The sequence below is a fragment of the Pseudomonadota bacterium genome (genome assembly GCA_018823285.1).
Classification (GTDB): domain Bacteria; phylum Desulfobacterota; class Desulfobulbia; order Desulfobulbales; family JAGXFP01; genus JAHJIQ01.
In genome coordinates this window covers 142724-162715 of sequence record JAHJIQ010000013.1, presented here as the reverse complement: position 1 = coordinate 162715, position 19992 = coordinate 142724, and the positions used below count along the sequence as shown (strand labels likewise).

Annotated in this window: 22 protein-coding genes; 14 read left to right on the top strand and 8 right to left on the bottom strand. The window is 52.7% G+C overall.

Annotated features, from left to right (window positions below; translation table 11 throughout):
* Window positions 1–51: 51 nt before the first annotated feature.
* Window positions 52–1323 (bottom strand): serine--tRNA ligase, encoded by a 1272-nt coding sequence (serS, locus tag KKG35_04085; protein ID MBU1737296.1) that lies wholly within the window; start codon window positions 1321–1323, stop codon window positions 52–54.
* Between the two features lie 197 nt (window positions 1324–1520).
* Between serS and KKG35_04080 the strand changes: the two genes are divergently transcribed.
* Entirely contained in the window at window positions 1521–1931 is a 411-nt protein-coding gene (locus tag KKG35_04080; protein MBU1737295.1) for a hypothetical protein, read from the top strand.
* Window positions 1932–2042: 111 nt separating this feature from the next.
* Here the strand turns inward: KKG35_04080 and KKG35_04075 are convergent, their stop codons facing one another.
* Genes KKG35_04075 through KKG35_04065 form a run of 3 tightly spaced genes read right to left on the bottom strand, consistent with a single transcriptional unit; the run spans window position 2043 to window position 3642 of the window.
* A complete protein-coding gene (locus tag KKG35_04075; protein ID MBU1737294.1) occupies window positions 2043–2621 on the bottom strand; it encodes a molybdenum cofactor guanylyltransferase in 579 nt (192 codons plus the stop codon).
* Entirely contained in the window at window positions 2608–3279 is a 672-nt protein-coding gene (gene mobB, locus KKG35_04070) for a molybdopterin-guanine dinucleotide biosynthesis protein B (protein ID MBU1737293.1), read from the bottom strand. The genes KKG35_04075 and mobB overlap by 14 nt, the downstream gene beginning before the upstream one ends.
* A gap of 21 nt (window positions 3280–3300) precedes the next feature.
* Window positions 3301–3642: a histidine triad nucleotide-binding protein gene (locus KKG35_04065; GenBank protein ID MBU1737292.1), complete on the bottom strand. Its 342-nt coding sequence runs from the start codon at window positions 3640–3642 to the stop codon at window positions 3301–3303.
* Between the two features lie 190 nt (window positions 3643–3832).
* Here KKG35_04065 and tadA point away from each other — a divergent pair, with 190 nt between their 5' ends.
* The 11 genes from tadA to KKG35_04010 are packed head-to-tail and all read left to right on the top strand — an operon-like array spanning window position 3833 to window position 14487.
* Window positions 3833–5500, top strand: coding sequence for a Flp pilus assembly complex ATPase component TadA (gene tadA / locus KKG35_04060; GenBank protein MBU1737291.1), 1668 nt, complete (start codon window positions 3833–3835; stop codon window positions 5498–5500).
* An 11-nt stretch (window positions 5501–5511) separates the two neighbouring features.
* Window positions 5512–6735, top strand: coding sequence for a type II secretion system F family protein (locus KKG35_04055; protein ID MBU1737290.1), 1224 nt, complete (start codon window positions 5512–5514; stop codon window positions 6733–6735).
* Window positions 6732–7214: a GspH/FimT family pseudopilin gene (locus KKG35_04050; protein MBU1737289.1), complete on the top strand. Its 483-nt coding sequence runs from the start codon at window positions 6732–6734 to the stop codon at window positions 7212–7214. The genes KKG35_04055 and KKG35_04050 overlap by 4 nt, the downstream gene beginning before the upstream one ends.
* Window positions 7215–7222: 8 nt before the next feature.
* Window positions 7223–7882 (top strand): prepilin-type N-terminal cleavage/methylation domain-containing protein, encoded by a 660-nt coding sequence (locus KKG35_04045; protein MBU1737288.1) that lies wholly within the window; start codon window positions 7223–7225, stop codon window positions 7880–7882.
* Window positions 7879–8211: a prepilin-type N-terminal cleavage/methylation domain-containing protein gene (locus KKG35_04040; GenBank protein MBU1737287.1), complete on the top strand. Its 333-nt coding sequence runs from the start codon at window positions 7879–7881 to the stop codon at window positions 8209–8211. The genes KKG35_04045 and KKG35_04040 overlap by 4 nt, the downstream gene beginning before the upstream one ends.
* A gap of 1 nt (window position 8212) precedes the next feature.
* Window positions 8213–9208: a general secretion pathway protein GspK gene (locus KKG35_04035; protein ID MBU1737286.1), complete on the top strand. Its 996-nt coding sequence runs from the start codon at window positions 8213–8215 to the stop codon at window positions 9206–9208.
* Window positions 9205–10347, top strand: a complete 1143-nt coding sequence (locus tag KKG35_04030) for a hypothetical protein (protein MBU1737285.1) — start codon at window positions 9205–9207, stop codon at window positions 10345–10347. Before KKG35_04035 ends, KKG35_04030 begins: the two co-directional genes overlap by 4 nt.
* Window positions 10344–10928 (top strand): hypothetical protein, encoded by a 585-nt coding sequence (locus KKG35_04025; protein ID MBU1737284.1) that lies wholly within the window; start codon window positions 10344–10346, stop codon window positions 10926–10928. The genes KKG35_04030 and KKG35_04025 overlap by 4 nt, the downstream gene beginning before the upstream one ends.
* 43 nt (window positions 10929–10971) lie before the next feature.
* Window positions 10972–11826: a hypothetical protein gene (locus KKG35_04020; GenBank protein MBU1737283.1), complete on the top strand. Its 855-nt coding sequence runs from the start codon at window positions 10972–10974 to the stop codon at window positions 11824–11826.
* Between the two features lie 60 nt (window positions 11827–11886).
* Complete coding sequence (gspD, locus tag KKG35_04015) at window positions 11887–14151, top strand: type II secretion system secretin GspD (GenBank protein MBU1737282.1); 2265 nt, start codon at window positions 11887–11889, stop codon at window positions 14149–14151.
* Between the two features lie 3 nt (window positions 14152–14154).
* A complete protein-coding gene (locus tag KKG35_04010) occupies window positions 14155–14487 on the top strand; it encodes a hypothetical protein (protein MBU1737281.1) in 333 nt (110 codons plus the stop codon).
* A 95-nt stretch (window positions 14488–14582) separates the two neighbouring features.
* Here KKG35_04010 and KKG35_04005 read toward each other — a convergent pair whose 3' ends face one another.
* The 4 genes from KKG35_04005 to KKG35_03990 form a co-directional block, all read right to left on the bottom strand.
* A complete protein-coding gene (locus KKG35_04005) occupies window positions 14583–14756 on the bottom strand; it encodes a hypothetical protein (protein ID MBU1737280.1) in 174 nt (57 codons plus the stop codon).
* A 20-nt stretch (window positions 14757–14776) separates the two neighbouring features.
* On the bottom strand, window positions 14777–15079 hold the full coding sequence (locus KKG35_04000) for a hypothetical protein (GenBank protein ID MBU1737279.1): 303 nt from the start codon (window positions 15077–15079) through the stop codon (window positions 14777–14779).
* A gap of 12 nt (window positions 15080–15091) precedes the next feature.
* A complete protein-coding gene (locus tag KKG35_03995; GenBank protein MBU1737278.1) occupies window positions 15092–15409 on the bottom strand; it encodes a peroxiredoxin in 318 nt (105 codons plus the stop codon).
* A gap of 93 nt (window positions 15410–15502) precedes the next feature.
* Window positions 15503–15760 carry a sulfurtransferase TusA family protein gene (locus tag KKG35_03990; GenBank protein ID MBU1737277.1) on the bottom strand — a complete coding sequence of 86 codons (258 nt, stop codon included), beginning with the start codon at window positions 15758–15760 and terminating at the stop codon, window positions 15503–15505.
* Between the two features lie 546 nt (window positions 15761–16306).
* On the opposite strand from KKG35_03990, the gene KKG35_03985 reads away from it, so the two are divergent.
* Window positions 16307–17563: a YeeE/YedE family protein gene (locus tag KKG35_03985; GenBank protein ID MBU1737276.1), complete on the top strand. Its 1257-nt coding sequence runs from the start codon at window positions 16307–16309 to the stop codon at window positions 17561–17563.
* 473 nt (window positions 17564–18036) lie between these two features.
* Window positions 18037–19983, top strand: a complete 1947-nt coding sequence (locus KKG35_03980) for a response regulator (protein MBU1737275.1) — start codon at window positions 18037–18039, stop codon at window positions 19981–19983.
* Window positions 19984–19992: the final 9 nt, after the last annotated feature.

The following is a 19992-nucleotide window of genomic DNA, read 5'->3' as shown; positions in this document are numbered from 1 at the left end:
GGGGGGGGGGGGGCGGTGCGTGGCCCGGGATCCCCGCCGATGCCTGGGATTTCAGAAACGGTTTTCGAAATAGGGCTGCAGGATGGTCGGAATCCTGATCGTCCCGTCCTCCTGCTGGTAATTTTCAAAGATGGCAGCCAGGGTCCGGCCCACGGCGAGTCCGCTGCCGTTTAAAGTGTGGACCAGTCGGCTTTTTTTGCTGTCTTTCGGGCGGTAGCGAATGCCGCCCCTCCTGGCCTGAAAGTCAAGAAAATTGCTGCAGGACGAGATTTCCCGATACTTGTTCTGGGCGGGCATCCAGACCTCGATATCGTAGGTTTTTGCCGATGAAAAACCAAGGTCGCCACTGCAGAGGGAGACTACCCGGTAGGGCAGCTCCAGAAGCTGCAGCACTTTTTCCGCATTGGCGAGCAGGCTTTCCAGTTCGTCATCGGATGTTTCAGGGGTGGTAAACTTAACCAGTTCAACCTTGTCGAACTGATGCTGTCTGATGAGCCCCCGGGTATCCTTGCCGTACGAGCCGGCCTCGGAACGGAAACAGGGGGTGTAGGCGCAATATTTTATCGGTAGCTCTTTTTCGGTCAGGGTTTCATCTCGATGAATATTGGTTACCGGCACTTCGGCGGTGGGGATGAGCCACAGGTCCCGGTCGGAAACCGAGGTCTTGAAAAGATCTGCGGCAAATTTAGGCAGCTGGCCGGTGGCGGTCATGGTTTCGGTGTTGACCAGAAAAGGGGGAAGGACTTCCCGGTAGCCGTGTTTCTGGGTGTGCAGATCCAGCATGAAGTTGATCAATGTCCGCTCCAGCCGGGAAGCAAAACCGCTGAGCAGAGCAAAGCGGGCGCCTGAAATCTTGGCAGCCCGCTCAAAATCGATGCAGCCGAGCTCTTCGCCCAGCTCGTAATGCGCTTTTGGGGGGAAAGGGAATTCGGGGATTTTCCCCCACTTTCGCAGCTCCACATTTTCACTGTCGTCCTTGCCGAACGGCGTGGAGTCATGACAGAGATTCGGGATCTCCATGACAATTTCCTGGAGTGATAATTCAATGGAGGTGAGATCGGCTTCCAGCTCTTTGATCCGGTCGCCGATTTTACGCGTTTCAGTGACCAGGGCATCCGCATCCCGGCCGGATTTTTTCAGCTCGGCGATTTTCTGGGAATCGATATTCCGTTTGTTGCGAAGTGTTTCGCTTTCGGAGAGGATTTCACGGCGTTTCTCATCGATGGTGATGAAGTTGTCGATTCTGCCGGTTTCCATCCCGCGGAATCTCATTTTTTCCAGCACCAGATCTATATTTTCCCGAATAAAACGGAGTTCAAGCATTTTTGGTTCTCCTGAAAAATTGAAACAAGCGATTCAAAGAGGCTTTTTATCACGCCGGACCTTATAAATCAAGGCTGTTGAATCGGGTCGGGCAACCTCTTTTCCAATTGACACCCGAGCGTAGGAGCTGTTATACTCCCGGCCAATGTCAACAGGGGTCGATTGGCGATAAGCTGTTGAAATATCGGGAGAGTTTGATGATGTCTTTAGCTGTTTCCCGGGCCGGGAAGTTGTTTCCGGCCCTGCTGTTTCTCGTTGTTTTTTTCCCCTCAGAAGTTTTTGCCAAGGGCTGCATGACGGGCAGTTGTCATCAGGCCCTTGTCAGAGTCAAATATCTGCATGGGCCTGTGGCTGCGGAGATGGCCGGAGTGAAAGCTTGTGAGATGTGTCATGTGCCGGCCGGGGCGAAATGCACTGCGAAAACAGCGGGGAAATTCACCCTGAAGGGCAAGGATTTATGCCAGGCCTGCCACACCAAGGGAACGGGCAGCCAGCATTCAAGTGACGGTGTTGCCAGTAAATGCTTGAAATGTCATTCCCCTCACGGGTCGGACAGCAGCCCCCAGATGTTGCGGGTCGGGGTAAAATCTTCGGGGAAAAAATCCTGATCGGCCGGAAGAGCGCGCCTGGCGGTATCATCAGATTGAGTCTTGTTCCTGTAAACCTGGGCTTGCCCCCGGCACTTTTTTCGAGAGACTTTGGGCACACGGACTTCAACTTCAGATCCCGTTCATGTCATTCGGTGAATTGATATTCTTGAACGGACGTCGTGAGCCGGCAATGTTTTCCGTTACCGCAGTTTCAATTATTCTGGTATTCATCAGCTGCAGCACAGCCGTTATTTTCCTTTCTTCAGCCTTCAGGCATCGTTCTATAACCGGAAGTCCGGTTCTCCCGTAAACTCCATGCAGGGGTTCGAGACCATCTGCGGTGGCCGGAATGACGGCATCAAAACCAGGGACCTGGTCACAGAGGTGGATTATCAGACTGATGTCGGGAAACGGCATATCGCAACCGACAACAAAGATAAATGGAGTGGAGACTGTTTTCAGGGCGGCGTGAATGCCGGCCAGGGGGCCTTTCCCGGGATGGATGTCGGTGGTCATGGGCCAACCGAGAAAAAGGTATTCATCCGGGGTGTTTGTCACCAGCAGGCGTTTTGTGAAGATGTTTTCCAGAGCCCCGGCAGGATGCTCGATCAGCCGGCGGCTGTGAAATTCAGCCAGCGCTTTGTTTGATCCGAACCTGCTGCTTTTGCCGCCCGCAAGAATGACCCCGGTGAAATCAGCGTCTTTCATGATCGTTTTTTCGATGGATGGTCAGGGTGATCTTCTCGGCTTTGCTGCATCCCTTCAGGGAAGTGATCATGCCCGTCACGGCCTGGCGGAGAAATTTTTCCAGGAAATTGTTCAGGGCAATGGGCTTGCCGTCGGCGAAGAGTGAGGCCTGGGGGTGACCTTGATCGGCCAGGAATTTTCTGCAGATGAAATCGGCGAGTTCCCGGGTGTCGTTGTGACCGAACTGCGGCAGGTCGATATGCAGCGGATCGTCACTGACCATGGCCAGCCAGCTGTTATCCCTGTTTTCAAGAGGAGTTGCGTGGGCCTCTTTTCTGAAGACTTCGATTTTGGGCAGAGAGGATTTCTTGTAGCCTTCGGCGATGACGAGGTCAATATCCGGAAAATATCGGTCCAGCAATTCATTCGCGGCCTGGTCGTGGTCCACATCGCTGATGATCCCGAGTCCGGTGGGTGAGGAGAGGGCCACTGTTCGGGCTCCGGCCCTTTTATGGCGCCAGGTGTCTTTACCTTCAAGGTCCATCTCAAAGGCATGGACATGGTGCTTGATGGTGCCGATTCTAAACCCGCGGCGGTTCAGTTCCGGGATGAGTCTTTCCAGGAGAGTGGTTTTGCCGCAGTCCGGTTTACCTACCAGGGCGAGTATTGCTGGTGCCATAAGGGTTTTTTGTTTCAAGAGTCATCCCGGAGGCCAGCTCAGCGGGCGGCCGCCCAATACGTGCATATGGAGGTGGAAAACCGTCTGGCCCGCCTCCGCGCCGTTGTTCATGACTGTCCTGAAGGAGCTGATGCCGTTTTCTTTGGCAAGATCGCCGCCTTTTTGCACCAGCCGGCCGATCAGTTCCGTTTCCTCACTGGTAATTGAACCAGGACCGCTGATGTGTTTTTTCGGGATGATCAGAAAGTGTTTCGGCGCCTGGGGGGAGATGTCCCAGAAGGCAAGAAGCTCGTCATCCTCATAGAGCTTGTTGGCCGGAATTTCACCTTTTATGATCCTGCAGAATATGCAATCGTTACTCATGCCATTCTCCTGTATTCGTGAAGTTGCTCTGAAAGTAAAAAAACTTACCGGAGGGGATGCGGGAAGTCAAACTATACTATAAATGTCTCGCCACCGGACCGGTATTTTAGTATCATTTCGGATTTAATTGGTCTGTCAGGAGGGGAGTGACTATTGTTGATGATCATGAACAGATTGAGCCGGTGGCATTATGAATAATATGGTGTATTACGGTGAGTACAAGCGGGTTGGTGAGATGCTGGTCAACTATGGCAAGCTCGAACAGGTGCAGCTCGACCGGGCCCTTTCTCACCAGGCGAATGTGTCAAGCAGGATCGGTGAGATCCTGATCACCCTGGGGTTTGTCAGTGAGGAAGATCTGGTCGAGGTCCTCGGTGAGCAGCTCTCCCTGTCGATGTATGAGCCCGATCCGGAAGATGTGTTCCTGCCCGTTGATATCTCTGAACTCTTTCACCGGGAGCATCCTTTTGCCATGATCAGCCGGGGAGAAGAGGGGCAGACGATCCTGCTGGTCTCCAATCCTCTGGATGGCGACCTTTTCGCCGCCATGGGTGTTCTCACCACCAGGGATTATGTGGTCCAGCTGACCCTGGAATCAAATCTGAAAAACATCATGGCCGAACATTACGGGCTGGAACATGAAACCGTGGTCGGCAACAATATGTTTGTGGATGAGTCCGACATCGACCGGTTGAAGGATATGGCCTCCGAGGCCCCGGTTATCAAGTATGTGAACGGTATCATCGATACTGCGGTCAGCCGGAAGGCGAGCGATATTCATCTCGAGCCGCATGAGGAAGGGCTGCAGGTCCGGTTGCGGATCGATGGAATCTTGCAGGATTATGACATCCCTCCCCATTCGATGATTGCGGCGATCATCTCCCGTATCAAACTGATGGCGGCTCTGGATATTGCTGAACGCCGACTTCCGCAGGACGGCAAGATCGGGATGAGGATCTCCGGCAAGGAGATTGATCTCCGGGTTTCGACTCTGCCCACCGTGCATGGCGAGGGGATCGTCATCCGTATCCTTGAAAAGGGTTCGGCAATCCTCAATCTCGAATTTCTGGGGATGCAGGCGGATACCGAGAAGAAATTTCGTAATCTTCTCAAAATCCAGGACGGGATTATTCTCGTGACCGGTCCCACCGGGAGCGGGAAAACAACCACCCTTTATTGCGCCCTGAACCAGATCAGCAACGAAAGCAACAAGATCATCACCATTGAAGATCCGGTTGAGTATCAGCTGAAAGGCATCAACCAGATCCAGGTCAGGCCGGAGATCAACCTGACCTTTGCCAAGGGGCTGCGCTCCATTGTCCGGCAGGACCCGGACGTCATCATGATTGGTGAAATCAGGGACCTGGAAACCGCCGAAATCGCCGTCCAGTCATCCCTGACCGGACATCTGGTGTTCAGCACCCTCCACACCAACGATGCCCTGTCCGCCGTGGTGCGGATGGTCGATCTCGGGGTGGAAAGATTTCTGCTGGTTTCGTCCTTGCGCGGGGTCATGGCGCAACGTCTGGTGCGGCGGATCTGCGAACACTGCAAGGAGAAAAGGGGGCTTGCCTCGGAGGCGCTCGGGTACATGCCCGGAGGTGAGGACTTCTATCTCTTCGAAGGGCGCGGCTGCAAGAAATGCGGCAACAGCGGCTTTACCGGCCGGGTTGGGCTCTATGAGTTTCTGGTGATCGACGATGCCCTGTCCCGGGGGATTTCCCATGGCGCGGATCTGGTGGAACTTAAAAAAATCGCGGCCGATGGCGGTTTCAGGACCATGTACGATGACGGATTGGAAAAAGTGCGGGATGGCGTCACTTCTCTCGCCGAAGTTGTCAGGGTCACCGGGAAATAGGTCGCAGAATTATGCCACTGTTCAGCTATATAGCCGTTGATTCCGGGAACACCATCAAGAAGGGAACTCTCGATGAAGTGAACAGCGAAGCGGTTGCCGACAGGCTCATGCGTTCCGGTCTGCGGCCCCTGGAGATCAAGAGATCTTTTGAAAGCGGAAAAACGGGCAAGGCCTTCTCGCTCAATCGTTTCAAAACGGAGAAGGTCACCAGGAACGACATCGATTTTTTCACCAAGCAGGTTTCGTTGTTATTAAGCGCAGGGCTCTCGCTGGACAGCGCCCTGCGGACCATAAAACAGCACAGTCACAAGACTGCGTTCCGTGATTTTGCCGGGGACGTGGAGCGGAAACTGAAAGAGGGGAAATCGTTCTCCGAATCTCTTGCCGAATATCCCGAGCATTTCTCGCCGATGTATGTGAACATCGTCCGGGCAGGTGAAGAGGGCGGGATTCTGCCGGCAATGCTGTCCCGGATTTCCGAGTATCAGGCCACCTTCAATGAACTGAAACAGTATATCGTCTCCGCCTCAATTTATCCCCTCTTCCTTCTGATCGTCGGGTTTGTTGCGGTAATGATTCTGATCACCGCCATTCTGCCGAGGTTTGAGATTCTTTTTGCCGGGGTCGGCCAGGAGCTGCCGCTTCACGTTCAGATCATGATTGATTCGGCCAAGGTGATCAGTGATAACATCTTCATCTGCCTCATCATCATTATCGGTCTGCCCTTTGCTTTTTTCCGGTACCTGAAAAGCGAACAGGGGAAAATGGCTTTTGACCGGTTTGCGATCAAGGTGCCGGTGATCTCTTCGTTCGTCAAGGATCTTGAAACAACGAGGATCTTCCGGACCCTGGAGGTGCTCGTCAATAACGGGGTTCATCTCTCCACTGCCTTGAAAATAAGCAGCGGTGTCGCCGGCAACACCGAGTTTCAGCGTCTGCTGCAGCGGGCCACCGCCGCTCTGAAAGAAGGTCAGCAGGTGGGCCTTAAATTGAAAGGAGCCGGTCTGCTCCCTGATCTGGCGGGCGACCTGCTCGCCATCGGCGAGGAGTCGGGCCGGGTGGGCCAGGTGTGCGGCCAGATCGCCGACCATTATGAAGAAGGATTGCGCCTGAAGACCAAACGGATCATCGCCCTGATCGAGCCGCTGTTTATTCTGACCATCGCCCTGGTCGCCGGGTATGTGGTGATCTCAATGCTTTCCGTGATCCTCAGTATTAACGAAATATCAGGATGATTCCCTCCGCAAAAGATCGGGGTGGTTCTGTTTTCCCCTTGCCCCCGGGAAAGGGTGTCTATTCCGGAGAGGGCTTTTCGCTGTTTGAAATGCTGGTGGTGCTGATGATCCTCGCGGTGATGGCGGCAATGGCCACTCCCGCCGTCGGCAGACTTGCCGACAATCTCAAGTTCCGCAGCCAGACCAGGGAAATCAGCAGCATTCTCCGCTATGCAAGATTGCAGGCGATTTCCAGGGGCGGAGAGCTGCGGGTGACCCTGGATGAAGGCGAGGAATGCATTTTCAAGCTGAGCGGCGCGGTCCGGGAGACCCGGGAATGCGGTCTCGAGGAAGATGATGTGCTGATTATGGAACCCGAAGAGATCCTGTTCTTTCCAGAAGGGACGGCCACGCCGGCCCTCATCACCTTCGAGAAGGGTGAACGGGTGAAAAAGATCCGAGTTGATCTGTTGACGGCCATGCCGATTACCGTGCGATGAACATGGCGATGAATAAAGAGGATTGCCGGGTCTCCTGCGCCTGGAGGTTGTTCGGAAAAGGGGCAAGTTTCCGTTCCCGGCCGAAATCGGGAGATAGAGTCGGACGGGGTGAGACATTGCGGCGCATGACAACCGGAAGAGCCGGGTTCACCCTCTTCGAGCTCTTGATTGCGATGTTCATGATGGTCCTTGTTTCAACGATGCTCTATTCGATCCTGAATGCCGGGATTTCCTTTTCCGGTAAAGGAGAGGAGAGGATCATCAGCGGGGAAAGGGACCGGGCTTTCCTGGAACTTCTCCATCGCCAGATCCATGGCACCTGGTTCGGTTCTGGGGAACGAAAACTGAAAATTTTGGTGGAAGAAGACACCATGCGGCTGGTTACCACCAGCCCCCTGTTGAACAGGGATGTGCCGATGGTGATGGCATTTTATTATTATGACCGGGGGGCGGGCAACCTCTACTATTCGGAACGGGTTGATTTTTACAATCCTGAATATTTTGAGGATTACGATCCCGACCTGCAGGAAATGTTTGTGCTGCTTGAGGATCTTGCTGATTTTGCCATTGAGTACGACGAGAAGGAAGGAATCGTGAGTGTCAGTTACGGCGGGCAGCTTTATGAATTTGTCCCCAGATGCTGGAGTGAAGAGGTGGCGGGCTCATGAAACTGGTCTGCGGCAGGAGCAGCACAGGGAACATGGCCGGCTTCACCATTATGGAGGTCCTGGTCGCGGTGACCATTCTCGGCATGGCCTACCTGGTGATCCTGCAGAGTTTTTCTCTTTCGATGCAGAATATCGGCCGGATCGACCGCAGCGGCAGCAGCAGGTTTGAGGCGATGCTCGAAATGGAGAAGCATTTTCTGGATATTACTTCGGATGAAGAGGGTGAAGAGGCGGAGGGTGAGATCTTTGTAGAAGACGATTCGCTCAAGGTCATCCAGTTCACCGACCGGCAGGGGCTTCTTTTTTCCCTGAAGCTGGAGAAAAAATAAGATGGCCCGGTGTAAGCCCACAGGGAATACAGGCTTTGTCCTGCTGGTGGTCATTGTGGTCATGCTCCTGATCAGCTTTCTCGCCTTACAGCTGATCTTCCAGGTCCGGACCGAGCTTAAGATCGCCGGCAACCGTGCGGCGCATTTCAGTGAACGGATGCTGGCGGAGGGTGGGGTGAGCCTCGCCCTGTTCAGGCTGAACGCCAAACTTGACCTCGACACCGAGGAGCTTCTGGGCGGGCCGTTCAGTTTCGGAAAAATCTATGAATCTGTTTTTCCGGCGGGCAAAATAGAGTACTATGCGGTGAGCGAATCCGGGAAGATCGACCTGAACTCCGGTTCGATGGTTCCGCTGATGCTTTTTCTGGAGCATCTCGGTCTAGACGAGGATGAGCGGGCGGTGGTTGCGGACTCTCTGCTGGACTGGCGCGATGGTGATGATCTTTACCGGGTAAACGGCGCCGAAAGGGATTACTATGAGGAGCTGCCCAGACCGTATGTTCCCCGGAACGCCAAAATCGAAGATCCGGGAGAGTTTTTTCTGATCAGGGGAACGGAAAGGCTGCGCGGGATGTTTGATCCGTATGAGGTGTTTACGACCCATGGCGCGCAGGGGAAAATCAACTTCAACAGCCTCACTCCGGCCATGCTCGATTTTCTGACGGCCGGCAACCAGGAAGACAAGGATCTTTACTGGGAGTTACGGCAGGACATCCGCACCCTTTCGGGCGCCCATGCCCAGCAGGTGCTTGGGAGTGAAAGATATGCGATGTTCAATAACATCCTGGTTTATAATGTCCCCAACAATCCTTATTATTCGATAGTGGCCAGGGGGCTTGCCGGGTTCACGTCCGAAGAGGGCGCCGCTGATGAGGTAATAGATGAGGGCTTGGCCGGGGAAGGGCAGAAGAAAAAAAGAGGGGGCAGGGTCAGGGTTCTGGTCAGCAGCAATGGGGGCAGGATTCGCTACCTGTCCTGGAGGGTATATTATTCATGAGTGGTCTTGAGGTCATAATCGAGGCTGATGGCTTTACCGTGAGCTATGGCCGAGGGAAGACCGTCCAGGAATTCCGGGGCGAGGGTCTCGACGGCGGGGAATGCCTGCACGGTTTCACCGACCGGCACGGAATCACCTCGACCTCCGTCAACCTGTTCGTTTCCGAAGAGCTGATTTTCGCGACCTCGATATCTCTTCCGGTCAGAACCCCCGACATTGCTGAAGCCGTGAAGTTCCAGCTTGGCCTGATCACCCCTTTTCGGGAAGATGAGGTGTTGTACAGCTATTCTGCGCAGCGGGCGGGTGAACTGTATAAAACAACGATCTTTGCCGCCCGGGCAGGTCTTCTGGCCAATTCCATTGAAGAGATTATCGCGGCCGGCTTCCAGGTCAGGGGGCTGTATCCGGAAAGCCAGCGTTATGTCACGAACAAGTTGGGCAAAGAAAAATGGGCGTTGGTAATGCCCGGCAAGTTCACCAAGGTTTTTGTTTTTTCGGGGACGGTTCTCGAAGACCGGATGTTGTGCCATCCGGACCTCAGCTTTGCCAAAACCGCCGAACTCTGCGGCACGGAAAGCCTTTATCATACCGCGAGGCCGGCTGCCAGCCGGTTTCAGCCGAGCAGCGACCTCCTGAGCGCTTCTCCGGTTCTCAAGGATTTCAACATGCTGCCGGCCTCTTACCGGAGGCCGGATTATACGAGGATGGCAATCATCGCCCTCCTGGCCGTAAATCTCTTTGCCCTGATCTTTGTAACCGGGTATAAGCTCCGGCAGATCGACGGGGTGATCAGTGAAACCGAGGCTGAAATCGCCCGGTTGGCGCCGGTGATGATGGAAGTCAGCGAACTCCGGCGTGAGATCAAGAAGAACAAGGATTTTCTGGCCGGGGTTCAGGGATTGGAAGCCAATACCGACCTGATCTCCTTTCTGACCCGGCTGACTGAAGAACTGCCCGAGACCTCTTATCTCGACCAGTTGCAGTTGAACGGCAAGGAGAAGGTTGTGGTCATCCAGGGGTATACGGATAACGTCGGTGAGTTGACCGAAAAACTTCAGGTTCTGGGAGAAACCAGGCTCAAGTCCACGAGCCGGAGAAAGAACAGAACCTATTTTCAGGTGGAGATCGGACTGCCATGATCAGTCTGGCAAAATACTACAACCGGCACCGACGTCGTGCCATTCTTATCGTTGCCGCCGTGCTGCTGCTGGTGCTGAATCTTGTCCGCTGGGTCAATACTGCCTACCAGACCAGGGTCGCCGAGGCGGAGAGCACCGCCGAGCGTGTCGAACAGTACCGTTTCAATGCCAGACAGATCGATCAGCTGAAGGAAGAGCTCGAAAAAAATCTTAAAGTGAAAGCGCAGGTGGAGAAAGCATTTTTCACCGGTGTTTCCGATGAGGAGATCGCCTCGGCCATGCAGATCCGGATTCAGAATCTGGTCATGAAAGCGGGGCTCGAGTCTGAATCGATCCGGCCAACCCGGCAGGCCGTTGATCGGAACCGGGAAGGTGACGCTGGCGCAGTCCCCCTTGAGGAGGTTATAATCAAGGCGAGACTTGCCGGGACCCAGCAGCAGTTTATCGATTTTCTGAGCGACATTTACAGTTCACAGCAGTTTTTCAAAATTGAGAGTTTTACCTTGAAGCCGTATAAAAAAGCGGGGCTCAAGATTTTTATAGAATTCAAGAGTTATTATTTCCTGAAGAATTCCGAGTGAGTCCGGCCGGGCAAACGGAACGGACGGACATTGAGCAGGTGAAATGACACGATTTACCCATTTGATACTTCTCCTTTTGAGCCTGATGATCATCATGCGCATTGGTTTAAGCGGGCCATGGACGCCTGATGAAAAACCTGTGGTTGAGAGCCAGGCAAAGGAAGAGAGTGAAGTGCCCGAAGCAATGGTTTTTAATCCGGAGATAGCCAAACCCTTGCCCGATCTGAATCAAGGATATGTTTTTGTTGAGGATCGGGAGCTGGATGAAAGTGATCTTGACGAGTTCACGAGCGACGGCAAAAAGGAACCGGAAATTGTCAGCTCGACCGATCTTGAGGAGGTTTTCTACGAAGGGTCGGTGATTATCGGCGAACTGCGGAAAGCCCTCGTTGCTTATCCGGCCGCGCCGGCAAACGTGGAAAAAGGCTCCAGAACCAGAGCTCCTGTAAAGGGGAGAGCGGCCTCGGTGCTGCAGCACGAACAGCTTGACCAGGGCGCTCTTTTTATGGGTTTTGTGGTGGCCAGGGTCGAGGAAGACCGGATCGTGTTCGAAAAGGACGGGGAGAAAATTGAAAAATTTCTCCATGACCAGAACAAGTCCCGGGTTGTGGTCAGGGGACGTGCCGGCCAGCCGACGCGCGCAGCGGCAGCTGAGGCGAGCCCTGTTGCCTCTCCCCCTGCTGTAACCAGGGCTCCTGAGCCGCCGACCGAAGTAACCCCGAGAAATACCGCGCCAACACCGGAAACGGGTTCCGGTGCGCCGAGTAAACCGCCTGGGCCGCCGGCCGATCTGCTCCAGCGGAGGTCACAGCGGCTGTTAAGGCTTGATCCGTCGATGATGGCGCCCCCGCCGCCGACCGCAGGCAGCGATTTCCCGCATGGTCGGGCAGTTCAGTAATGAAGATTCTAATAACGAAGGTGAGATATGTGTTTTGTACCCCAAGGGCATAAGTTTCGTTTGAGCAGTAAAGCAGCGCAGCTCTGCTTTAAATATTTTGTCGCCGGAATAGTGGTTTTTCTTGCCACCGCAACCTTGTCGGGATGCGCCTATTTTTCAGGTGGAGACGGAGCTGACGGCATATTCGATCTTGCCGAAATCAGCAAGGGCATTGAAAAACCTGCCCCGGTCGTTGAAGAGGAAGAAAAAGTCCCGGAAGACGAGGTTTCTGAAACGGCGATCAAAACGGTGCCGGTCCGGGATATCCCGAGCCGGGTTGACGGACGTAACCCCTACCTGAAAAAGATCAAGGGTGCCCAGCCGCCTCCTGAACCATCGATGGAAGTCGCTCCCGGTGAGGGAGTTCTCCTGAATTTCGACAATGCCGATGTCTATGAGGTGATCCAGGTGATCGCCGAGATCCTTGATATCAGCTATATCATCGACCCGCAGGTCAAGGGGGTGGTCAACATCCGATCCGGAAAGAAAATACCGATGTCGCAGCTTTATGCGGTATTCAAAAAACTCCTCAATATCAACGGCCTCGATATCCGCAGTGAAGGAGATTACAACTATATTTTCAGTGCCAAAAAGCCATCCTCGGAAATGGTCCAGGGGCCGGATCAGGCCGATTCCCTGAAAGAGTCGCCAAGCATCATGATCCAGATTGTCCCGGTCATGCACATTCCGGTGGCCGAAGCGGTAAAACTTCTGAAACCCTATCTTTCGGAGCAGGGTGAAATGTTCACCCTTGAAAATCCAAACACCCTGTTTGTCAGTGATTATGAGAGTAAGGTTCTGGATGTGCTGACGATCCTGGCCCGACTTGATGTTTCCCCCCTCTCAAGCCTCAGGGTGCGGCTGGTCAGAATCGACAAGGCGCCGATTTTCGAACTGAAGGATGAGCTGGTTGAGATCCTGAGCTCGCTGCAGGTCAACAGCAAAGGGTATGACGGCGTTTCCGTACTGGCCCTTGAGCGGGTGAATTCTCTCCTTCTGGTGAGCAGCAACCAGGAGCTGCTTGACAGCGCAACCCGCTGGGTGACGGAACTCGATGTGGTGCCGAGCGAAGGGCGCGACAACATCTATATTTACAATGTAAGGAATTCGGTGGCCTCCGATCTGGCTTCCCTGGTAAATGAACTGATCAGTTCCAGTCCAAGCGTCACCACCGGGTCGAGCGCGGCGAAGTCCAGCGCAAAGAGCAGTGAAGAGAAAGACTCCTCTGCCACCCCAACGGCAATCACTAAGCCTGCCAAATCGACGGCGGTACGTAAAACCGGGGCGTCAAAGAAAAGCGGCGAAACCGGTGAATCTCTGCGTTTCGCAGGAGAGCCGGTGATTATTGCCGATGACAGCAGGAATATCATTTTGTTGCGAGCCCATCCGGCCGACTATGTCCGGTTGACCAAACTCCTGGAACGGCTGGATAATATTCCGAGGCAGGTCCTGATTGAGGTGATGGTAGCCGAGGTGAACCTGAACGACTCCTGGGCCATGGGTATCGAGTGGGGGATGAAGGAAACCGGGCGGCTGAAGCTGGATGGGACAAAATATACCAATAAGTATTTCAGCAACCTGAGCCAGATCGCCAATGGTGAGAGTGGTAGTCCTATCAATCATGACAGCCTGCAATCGGTTGCGGCCGGGTTCACCTACAGTGTGCTGAATTCCGCCGGAGAGGCGATGGGTATTCTGAATGCCATTGCCGATGACACCGAACTGACCATTCTCTCCTCGCCCCAGGTCATGGTGCTCAACAACGAGACTGCCACCGTCAATGTCGGTCAGCAGGTCCCTATTGTCACCAGTCAGACCGGGGATATCAACTCATCCAATCTCAACCAGACCATTCAATACAAGGATACCGGAGTCATTCTCGATGTGACCCCCAAGATCAATTATGACGGGATCATCATCCTCGATATCAATCAGCAGGTCAGTTCCGCTTCCACCAATACCTTAAGTGGAACAGAGTCTCCGATTATTTCAAATCGGGAACTCAAAACAAAGCTTGCGGTTCGCGACGGGCAGACGATCTTCATGGGTGGCCTGATTGAAAATAATGTGAATCTGGTCGACAGCGGTGTTCCCTTTCTGAAAGACATCCCGATTCTGGGGTGGTTTTTCAAATATCAGAAAGAGGTCAAAGATAAAACCGAGCTGCTGGTTATGATAACGCCCTATGTGATTGAGACGGAAGATGTGCTGGCCCAGTACGCCGCGAATTTTGAGAAAAAGATGATTGATCTGCGTAAAAAACTCAATCAAGGGAAAAAACAATAGGCTATGCGTCAGTTGTTGATAGACGGCCTTTCCATAGAAGAGCAGGCCAATATAGATTCGTATCTGAAAAGAACCGTAAAGAGTGCTTCGATCGCTGGGATGTTCTGGCTTGCCGTCCCGGACGACCTGCTTGGCCCGGCCCAGCTGGGTCATGGTGATTGCGGCCCGTTCTATTTCGGGATTGAGCTGGGCAGGAATTCAGTGGCGTTCGAGTTTCTGGTCAGAAGCGAGAGCAACCTGCACTGTTCATGTATATGCTATGCGACGGATGCCCAAAGGGATCACTTGTTGCGATTTGTGGATCGAATGCTCAAGGAGGAGAAGATAAAGGCCTGACGGTGAGCGATCATGCATAAGGGTAAAATAAAAACGCCCACCCCTTGAATCCAAGGGGCGGGCGTTTTCGCGTCAGCAGTTTTGCCTGAAATCTTTTACCACCAGCAGATGGTCTGATCGGCGGCAAAGATCTTGTCGACCAGCTTATCGTAGTCTGGAGCGTCTACATTGAGCTTGAAGCTGTCGGCTTCCCGGTCCCTGGTAACGATCTCAACCAGTTTTTTGGTGGTTGCATCAGGCTCGGATCGATATACATTGAGTATTTTCATGGTGTTTATCTCCTAAGCTCCTATTTGATTCCGTAGGGAACGATGTTGGTCATTTCACGAAGTTTCTCGCCAAGTTCCTCAATGGTGATAGCCTCAAAGCCACTTTTGTCAACATTGGCCTGAACGGTGGAGTAGACTTCACCTTCCATGTCCCGGAGCATTTCAATGCTCTCCTGCTGGTTTTCATCAAGCGCCGGGATTTCGTTGTCGAGAACAACACCGTATGCGTACATGTTCTCTACCGCAAGACCGAGAGCGGAACGAATGCCATCCATGGTGTAGTCTTTGTTTCTGTACATGAAGCATACTTTTTTATATTCCATCTGATCAGCCTCCTATAAACTGATATAACAGTCGTAGTCTTCAATGATCGCCCCGTGCTGTGCCTGGGTGGCCATTTTTGACGGTTCCAGACCAGCGGGGACATCATTCCTGTCGTACCCCTGTTTGCCATAACTGTCCAGACAGATGGAGACATCGTCGGCCAGTTTGCAAAGGGCTGGGAATTCTGCCTCTTTCTTTGCGCAATGGGTTCCAGTCCAGGTAAAGAATACCTTGACCTTCGAGCCTTTCGCCTTGGCAGCTTTGGTGATTCCCATAACATGCCGGAAGTTATCGGGGTTGGTTACGAAGATACCTAAACTCTTAGCCATTTTTCCCTCCAGATAAAAAAGTGCTGGCGCACCATCTGTTTAGATAATGCGCCACAGAATTGCCACCTGTTAAAAACAGGAGGAAGTTTTACCTCATCCCTTCTTGATATAAAAACGGAAGAAGCCTGAATCTTCCTTCTCGCCAAGGAACTCATGGCCGCTCCGCTCACACCAGCCGGGGAGATCATTTCTTGAGCCGGGGTCGGTGCCAAGAACTTCGAGTATCTGGCCGGAGTTTATCTTGTCGATCTCTTTCTTGGTGCGAAGCATCGGCATGGGGCAGCTTAAGCCTTTGGCATCGAGAGTGCGGTCTGCATTGATCCCGGCAGGGGCTGTTTTGGTTCCGCTCATATCTTCCTCCTTACATTCATTGTTGATTTGGTGGCGCAAGCTATTCTTGAAAAGTACAGCTCGGTGTCACCTCATATTGTTGATACCATTGATAGGTGATTCCAGATGATCGCAAGGATTTTTTCTACCAAGATTCCGGGAGCCTGTCAAGGTGTAAATGAATGACAATTCATTCTGAAATTATTATATGCGGTGAATAATGATATGCATGCTGAAACGGATAAGTTTTCAATAATTATTCCTGATACATTGTGGCACAGTAATCCGAAGGGCGGAACTTACGTTGTGAAACATGAAAACTAACGAACCGCGAAGCCCAATTGTGATAAATGTTTGATTTTTAAAAGAAATTGCTCGAGGTGAGGATTAGCAGAAAATTTTTCCGTTCACACATTATGGGTACAGGTGCTGACAAACTTGACAAATTATACAGTCAAGAGTAAGAAAAATGAACGTTCGTTCATAATCGGGGATCCGGCTATGGAACAGGGATCATTATTGTTTCCGGTTCAACAATATATCAAATGAGACGAGGAGGAATTGGATATGGCTGAGGGAAGTGTTATGGGGAGCAAAGTCAAAGGGCTGTACAAGTCTCTCTGTCAGGACGAGTGGGACGCTTATACGGTAGGCATTATCATTGCCTTTCTCAGCGTGCTGATGCTGGCCTGGTCTCGTCCCTGGGGCGCGGTCGGAGCGATTCGGAACTGGGGTGACTGGATCATCTACGGGATGGGTTTTGATCCGTTCGGGATGTTTGATGGTGAAGCTCCTTCCCATGTTCTGAAAAACAGCGGTTCGGTGATCGGCGTTGGCTTTATTGGCGGTGCCTTTGTCTCTGCCTGCCTCGGTAACAATTTTGCTTTCCGTATTCCTCCTGTTCTGGAGATGGTCAAGGCGGTAATTGCGGGTGGCCTGATGGGAGTTGGCGCAGCTCTGGCCGGTGGCTGTAATGTCGGCGGGTTTTACAATGCGATCGGCAATCTTTCCGCGCACGGTTTTGCGATGATGATCGGTCTTGTGCTTGGCGCTGTGACCGGTTTGAAATATCTTTACTGGGAGATGGAGCATATTACCTGGGGTAGCGGCGGCGCCAAAACCATTGAGCTTCCTTCGGCGCTGCAGATTGTTCTCGGGCTTCTTGCCATTGGCGGCCTGATTTACGGAGCATACAATTATTCCGGCAATGAAGATCTGGCCAAGATGAGCGGGATGCTCGTCATTGCTGCCGGTCTTGGATATGCGATGCAGCGTGGCCGCTGGTGCATGATCCAGGGGTTCCGTGAGCCGCATATGACCGGTGACTGCACCATGGCCAAATCCGTTGCCTTAAGTGTTCTTCTGCTGGCTATCGGTATCGCTGTAGTGAAGGCTGCCGGACTTCAGTCTCCTATCCATTATGTCCGCGGGACCTTTGGTTGGGGTGGGGTGGTCGGTGGGTTTATTTTTGCCCTGGGCGCCATGTTTGCCGGAGGGTGCGGTACCGGTACCTTGTGGCGTGTTGGCGAGGGCCAGATTAAATTGTGGATCGTTGTGCCGTTTTTCGGGATCTCCAATTCAATCATGACCGCCTGGTTTAATAGCGGGGATGTGGAAGGCCAGACAGCATGGGCTGAATTTCTGTCGGATGCCGACACCGACAAGCTTCTTGTTTTTGGCGGCAAGCTTGGGAAATTTGTCTACATGCCGGATACTTTTCTCGGTTATGGCGGAACCCTGTTATTGATTTCGCTGGCAATGGCTGCATGGTTCCTGATTGTGAAATGGAATGAAGATACCAATAAATTTATTGTGCCGATGTGATTCTGCACCGGCGATAGAAGGTTTGCCTTGAAGTTCATAAAATGCACCTCCGGATCGTCCGGAGGTGCATTTTGTTTTTGGATGAGTTGATGGAGAGGGGGAGCGGAACACCCATTCACTCCTGATCGGCACAAGAAGTTCAACCGGGATGTCTCTTCCCTTGAACATGCATAGCGAAACGCATTCCCCGCAGCTCGAGGTAAGCGACTGCAAAGGAGACTCCGAGTCTCACGCTGTTCGCTATCTGCTGCGGGGTTAGTGAGCGAATCTGATGTAAGTAACCTTCCATACGGAGATTCCCCGTGGCTCGAAGTCGCACTCCGTTTGCTGATCTGCCGCGGGGAGCTTCAATTCCGGTGAAAAGGGCTGCACTTTGCGATGGCCGGTGATTTTCCTTGACTATACTCCGTCGGCCACATAGCCTGTAGATAGAATATTAAACAATCATTCCTGTTTGCTGGGCAGAATTTATTATGGTTGGAAATTTTTCCGGACTTCGTCATCACGCCTCTCTCGCAACAGGGCAGTTATTGGGTCCTGGAGAGAAGATATTTATCGTCGATGATGATCCGTCCATTCGTGAGCCTCTCAAGATCTTTCTGGAAGACCAGGGCCTTTCAGTAGGTGATTTTTCCAACGCTGAAGAGCTTCTCCAGGCGATGGATAAGGGCGGAGTTGCCCTTGTTCTTCTTGATATCGGGTTGCCTGATATTGACGGCCGTTCCCTGCTTCCCCAGATTCATGAGAAGTATCCTGATGTGGCGGTCATCATGCTGACAGGGGTTGCCGATCTCAAGGTTGCTCTCGACTGTATCCGGGAGGGTGCGGATGATTATCTCTCCAAGCCGGTTCAGTTCAGTGAAATCCTCATCGTGGTGAAGAAGACGCTTGAAAAAAGGCGTCTGATTTTTGAAAATCGCAAATATCATGAGGATCTTGAAAAAGCCCATTTCAGGATTCATGTACTGCATCAGCTCTCCGTAAAAATGAATCATGCCTACCTGAGTACGGTGGAACTCGATGAGATTCTGCAGGCGGTTCTGGTGGGCATTACCGCAAACGAAGGTCTGCGCTTTAACCGGGCCTTTCTGGCCATGTTTGATGACGATAACCGGTATCTTGAGGGCAGGCTTGCTATCGGTCCGGATTGCAGGGATGATGCCGGGAAGATCTGGGCCGAGATGCAGGACAAGTCGTTAAGCTTCCTGCAGATAGTCAACGAATTTCGGAGCAGTTGCAATGGCGCCGACAGCGAAGTGAACCGGATCATCAAAGAGTTGAGGATTCCCGCTGACGACATTGATAACATCCTGATCAAGGCAGCCCGGGAAAGGAGAAGCATCCGGGTTTCCCGGGACAACGGCAGTCTGCCGGTGCCACTGGAAAGACGCTCCCAGGAAAGTCTGCTTGGCGAGAGTATCTGGCCGGAGGCCGTTGAACGACGCTATGATGCCGCTTCCGGAGCGATCCAGGTTCCCCATCAGCTGATGGAGCTGTTGAATGAAGATACTTTTGTAATTGTGCCACTGTTCTCGCCGAGCCGCCCTTTCGGGGTGATCATCGCCGACAATTTTGTCACCCGGCAGCCGATTAGCGACAACCACATCGGTTCTCTTGAGCTTTTTGCCAGCCAGGCAAGCCTTGCCATTGAACACAGCCATCTCTACCGTGATCAGCAGCTTAAGATCGAGGAACTGGAAAGCCTGAATGAGGAACTTGATAAAAACAAGGACCTGTTGATTGAAGCTGATCGATATTCCGCTCTGGGGCAGATGGCGGCACAGCTTGTTCATTCCATCAGGAATCCCATCACCTCCATCGGCGGATCTGCGAGGATCCTGAACCGGAAGTATGCAACCGAGGAGCAGAAAAAGTTTCTCGAGGTGATCAGCACTGAAACAGACCGTCTGGAAAAGATACTTGATGATCTCTGCGATTACACCGAGCAGCAGGATGAGAAAAGTCGGGAGCCTGTGGTGCTCTACGGATTGCTGCGAAAAACCATGATGCTGGTCCAGCAGGATATGCAGAAGCAGCAGATCAGGTGGGAATTGGAGTGTGATGATCAGGAACTCAAGGTTGTCGTAAATCCCAAGCAGATCCGGCAGATCTTTTTGCATCTTTTCAAAAACGCTGTGGAAGCTATGCCGGAAGGGGGCTTCCTGAAAGTGGTAGTCAGTAAAACAAGTGATTGGGTCATTGTCTCCGTTTCCGATACCGGGATCGGGATGTCTGAAGATTATATCGAAAAAGCGGCAGACCCTTTCTTTACCACCAAGACCTATGGGACCGGGATGGGGCTGACCATGGTGGAAAAGGTGCTTGAAAATCATGGCGGCTTTTCCGAGATCAAGAAAAGCGCTTCCGGCGGTCTCGATGTGGTGGTCTATCTTCCGGTTTCCTTGCTGCACAATTCCTGATTCATCAAG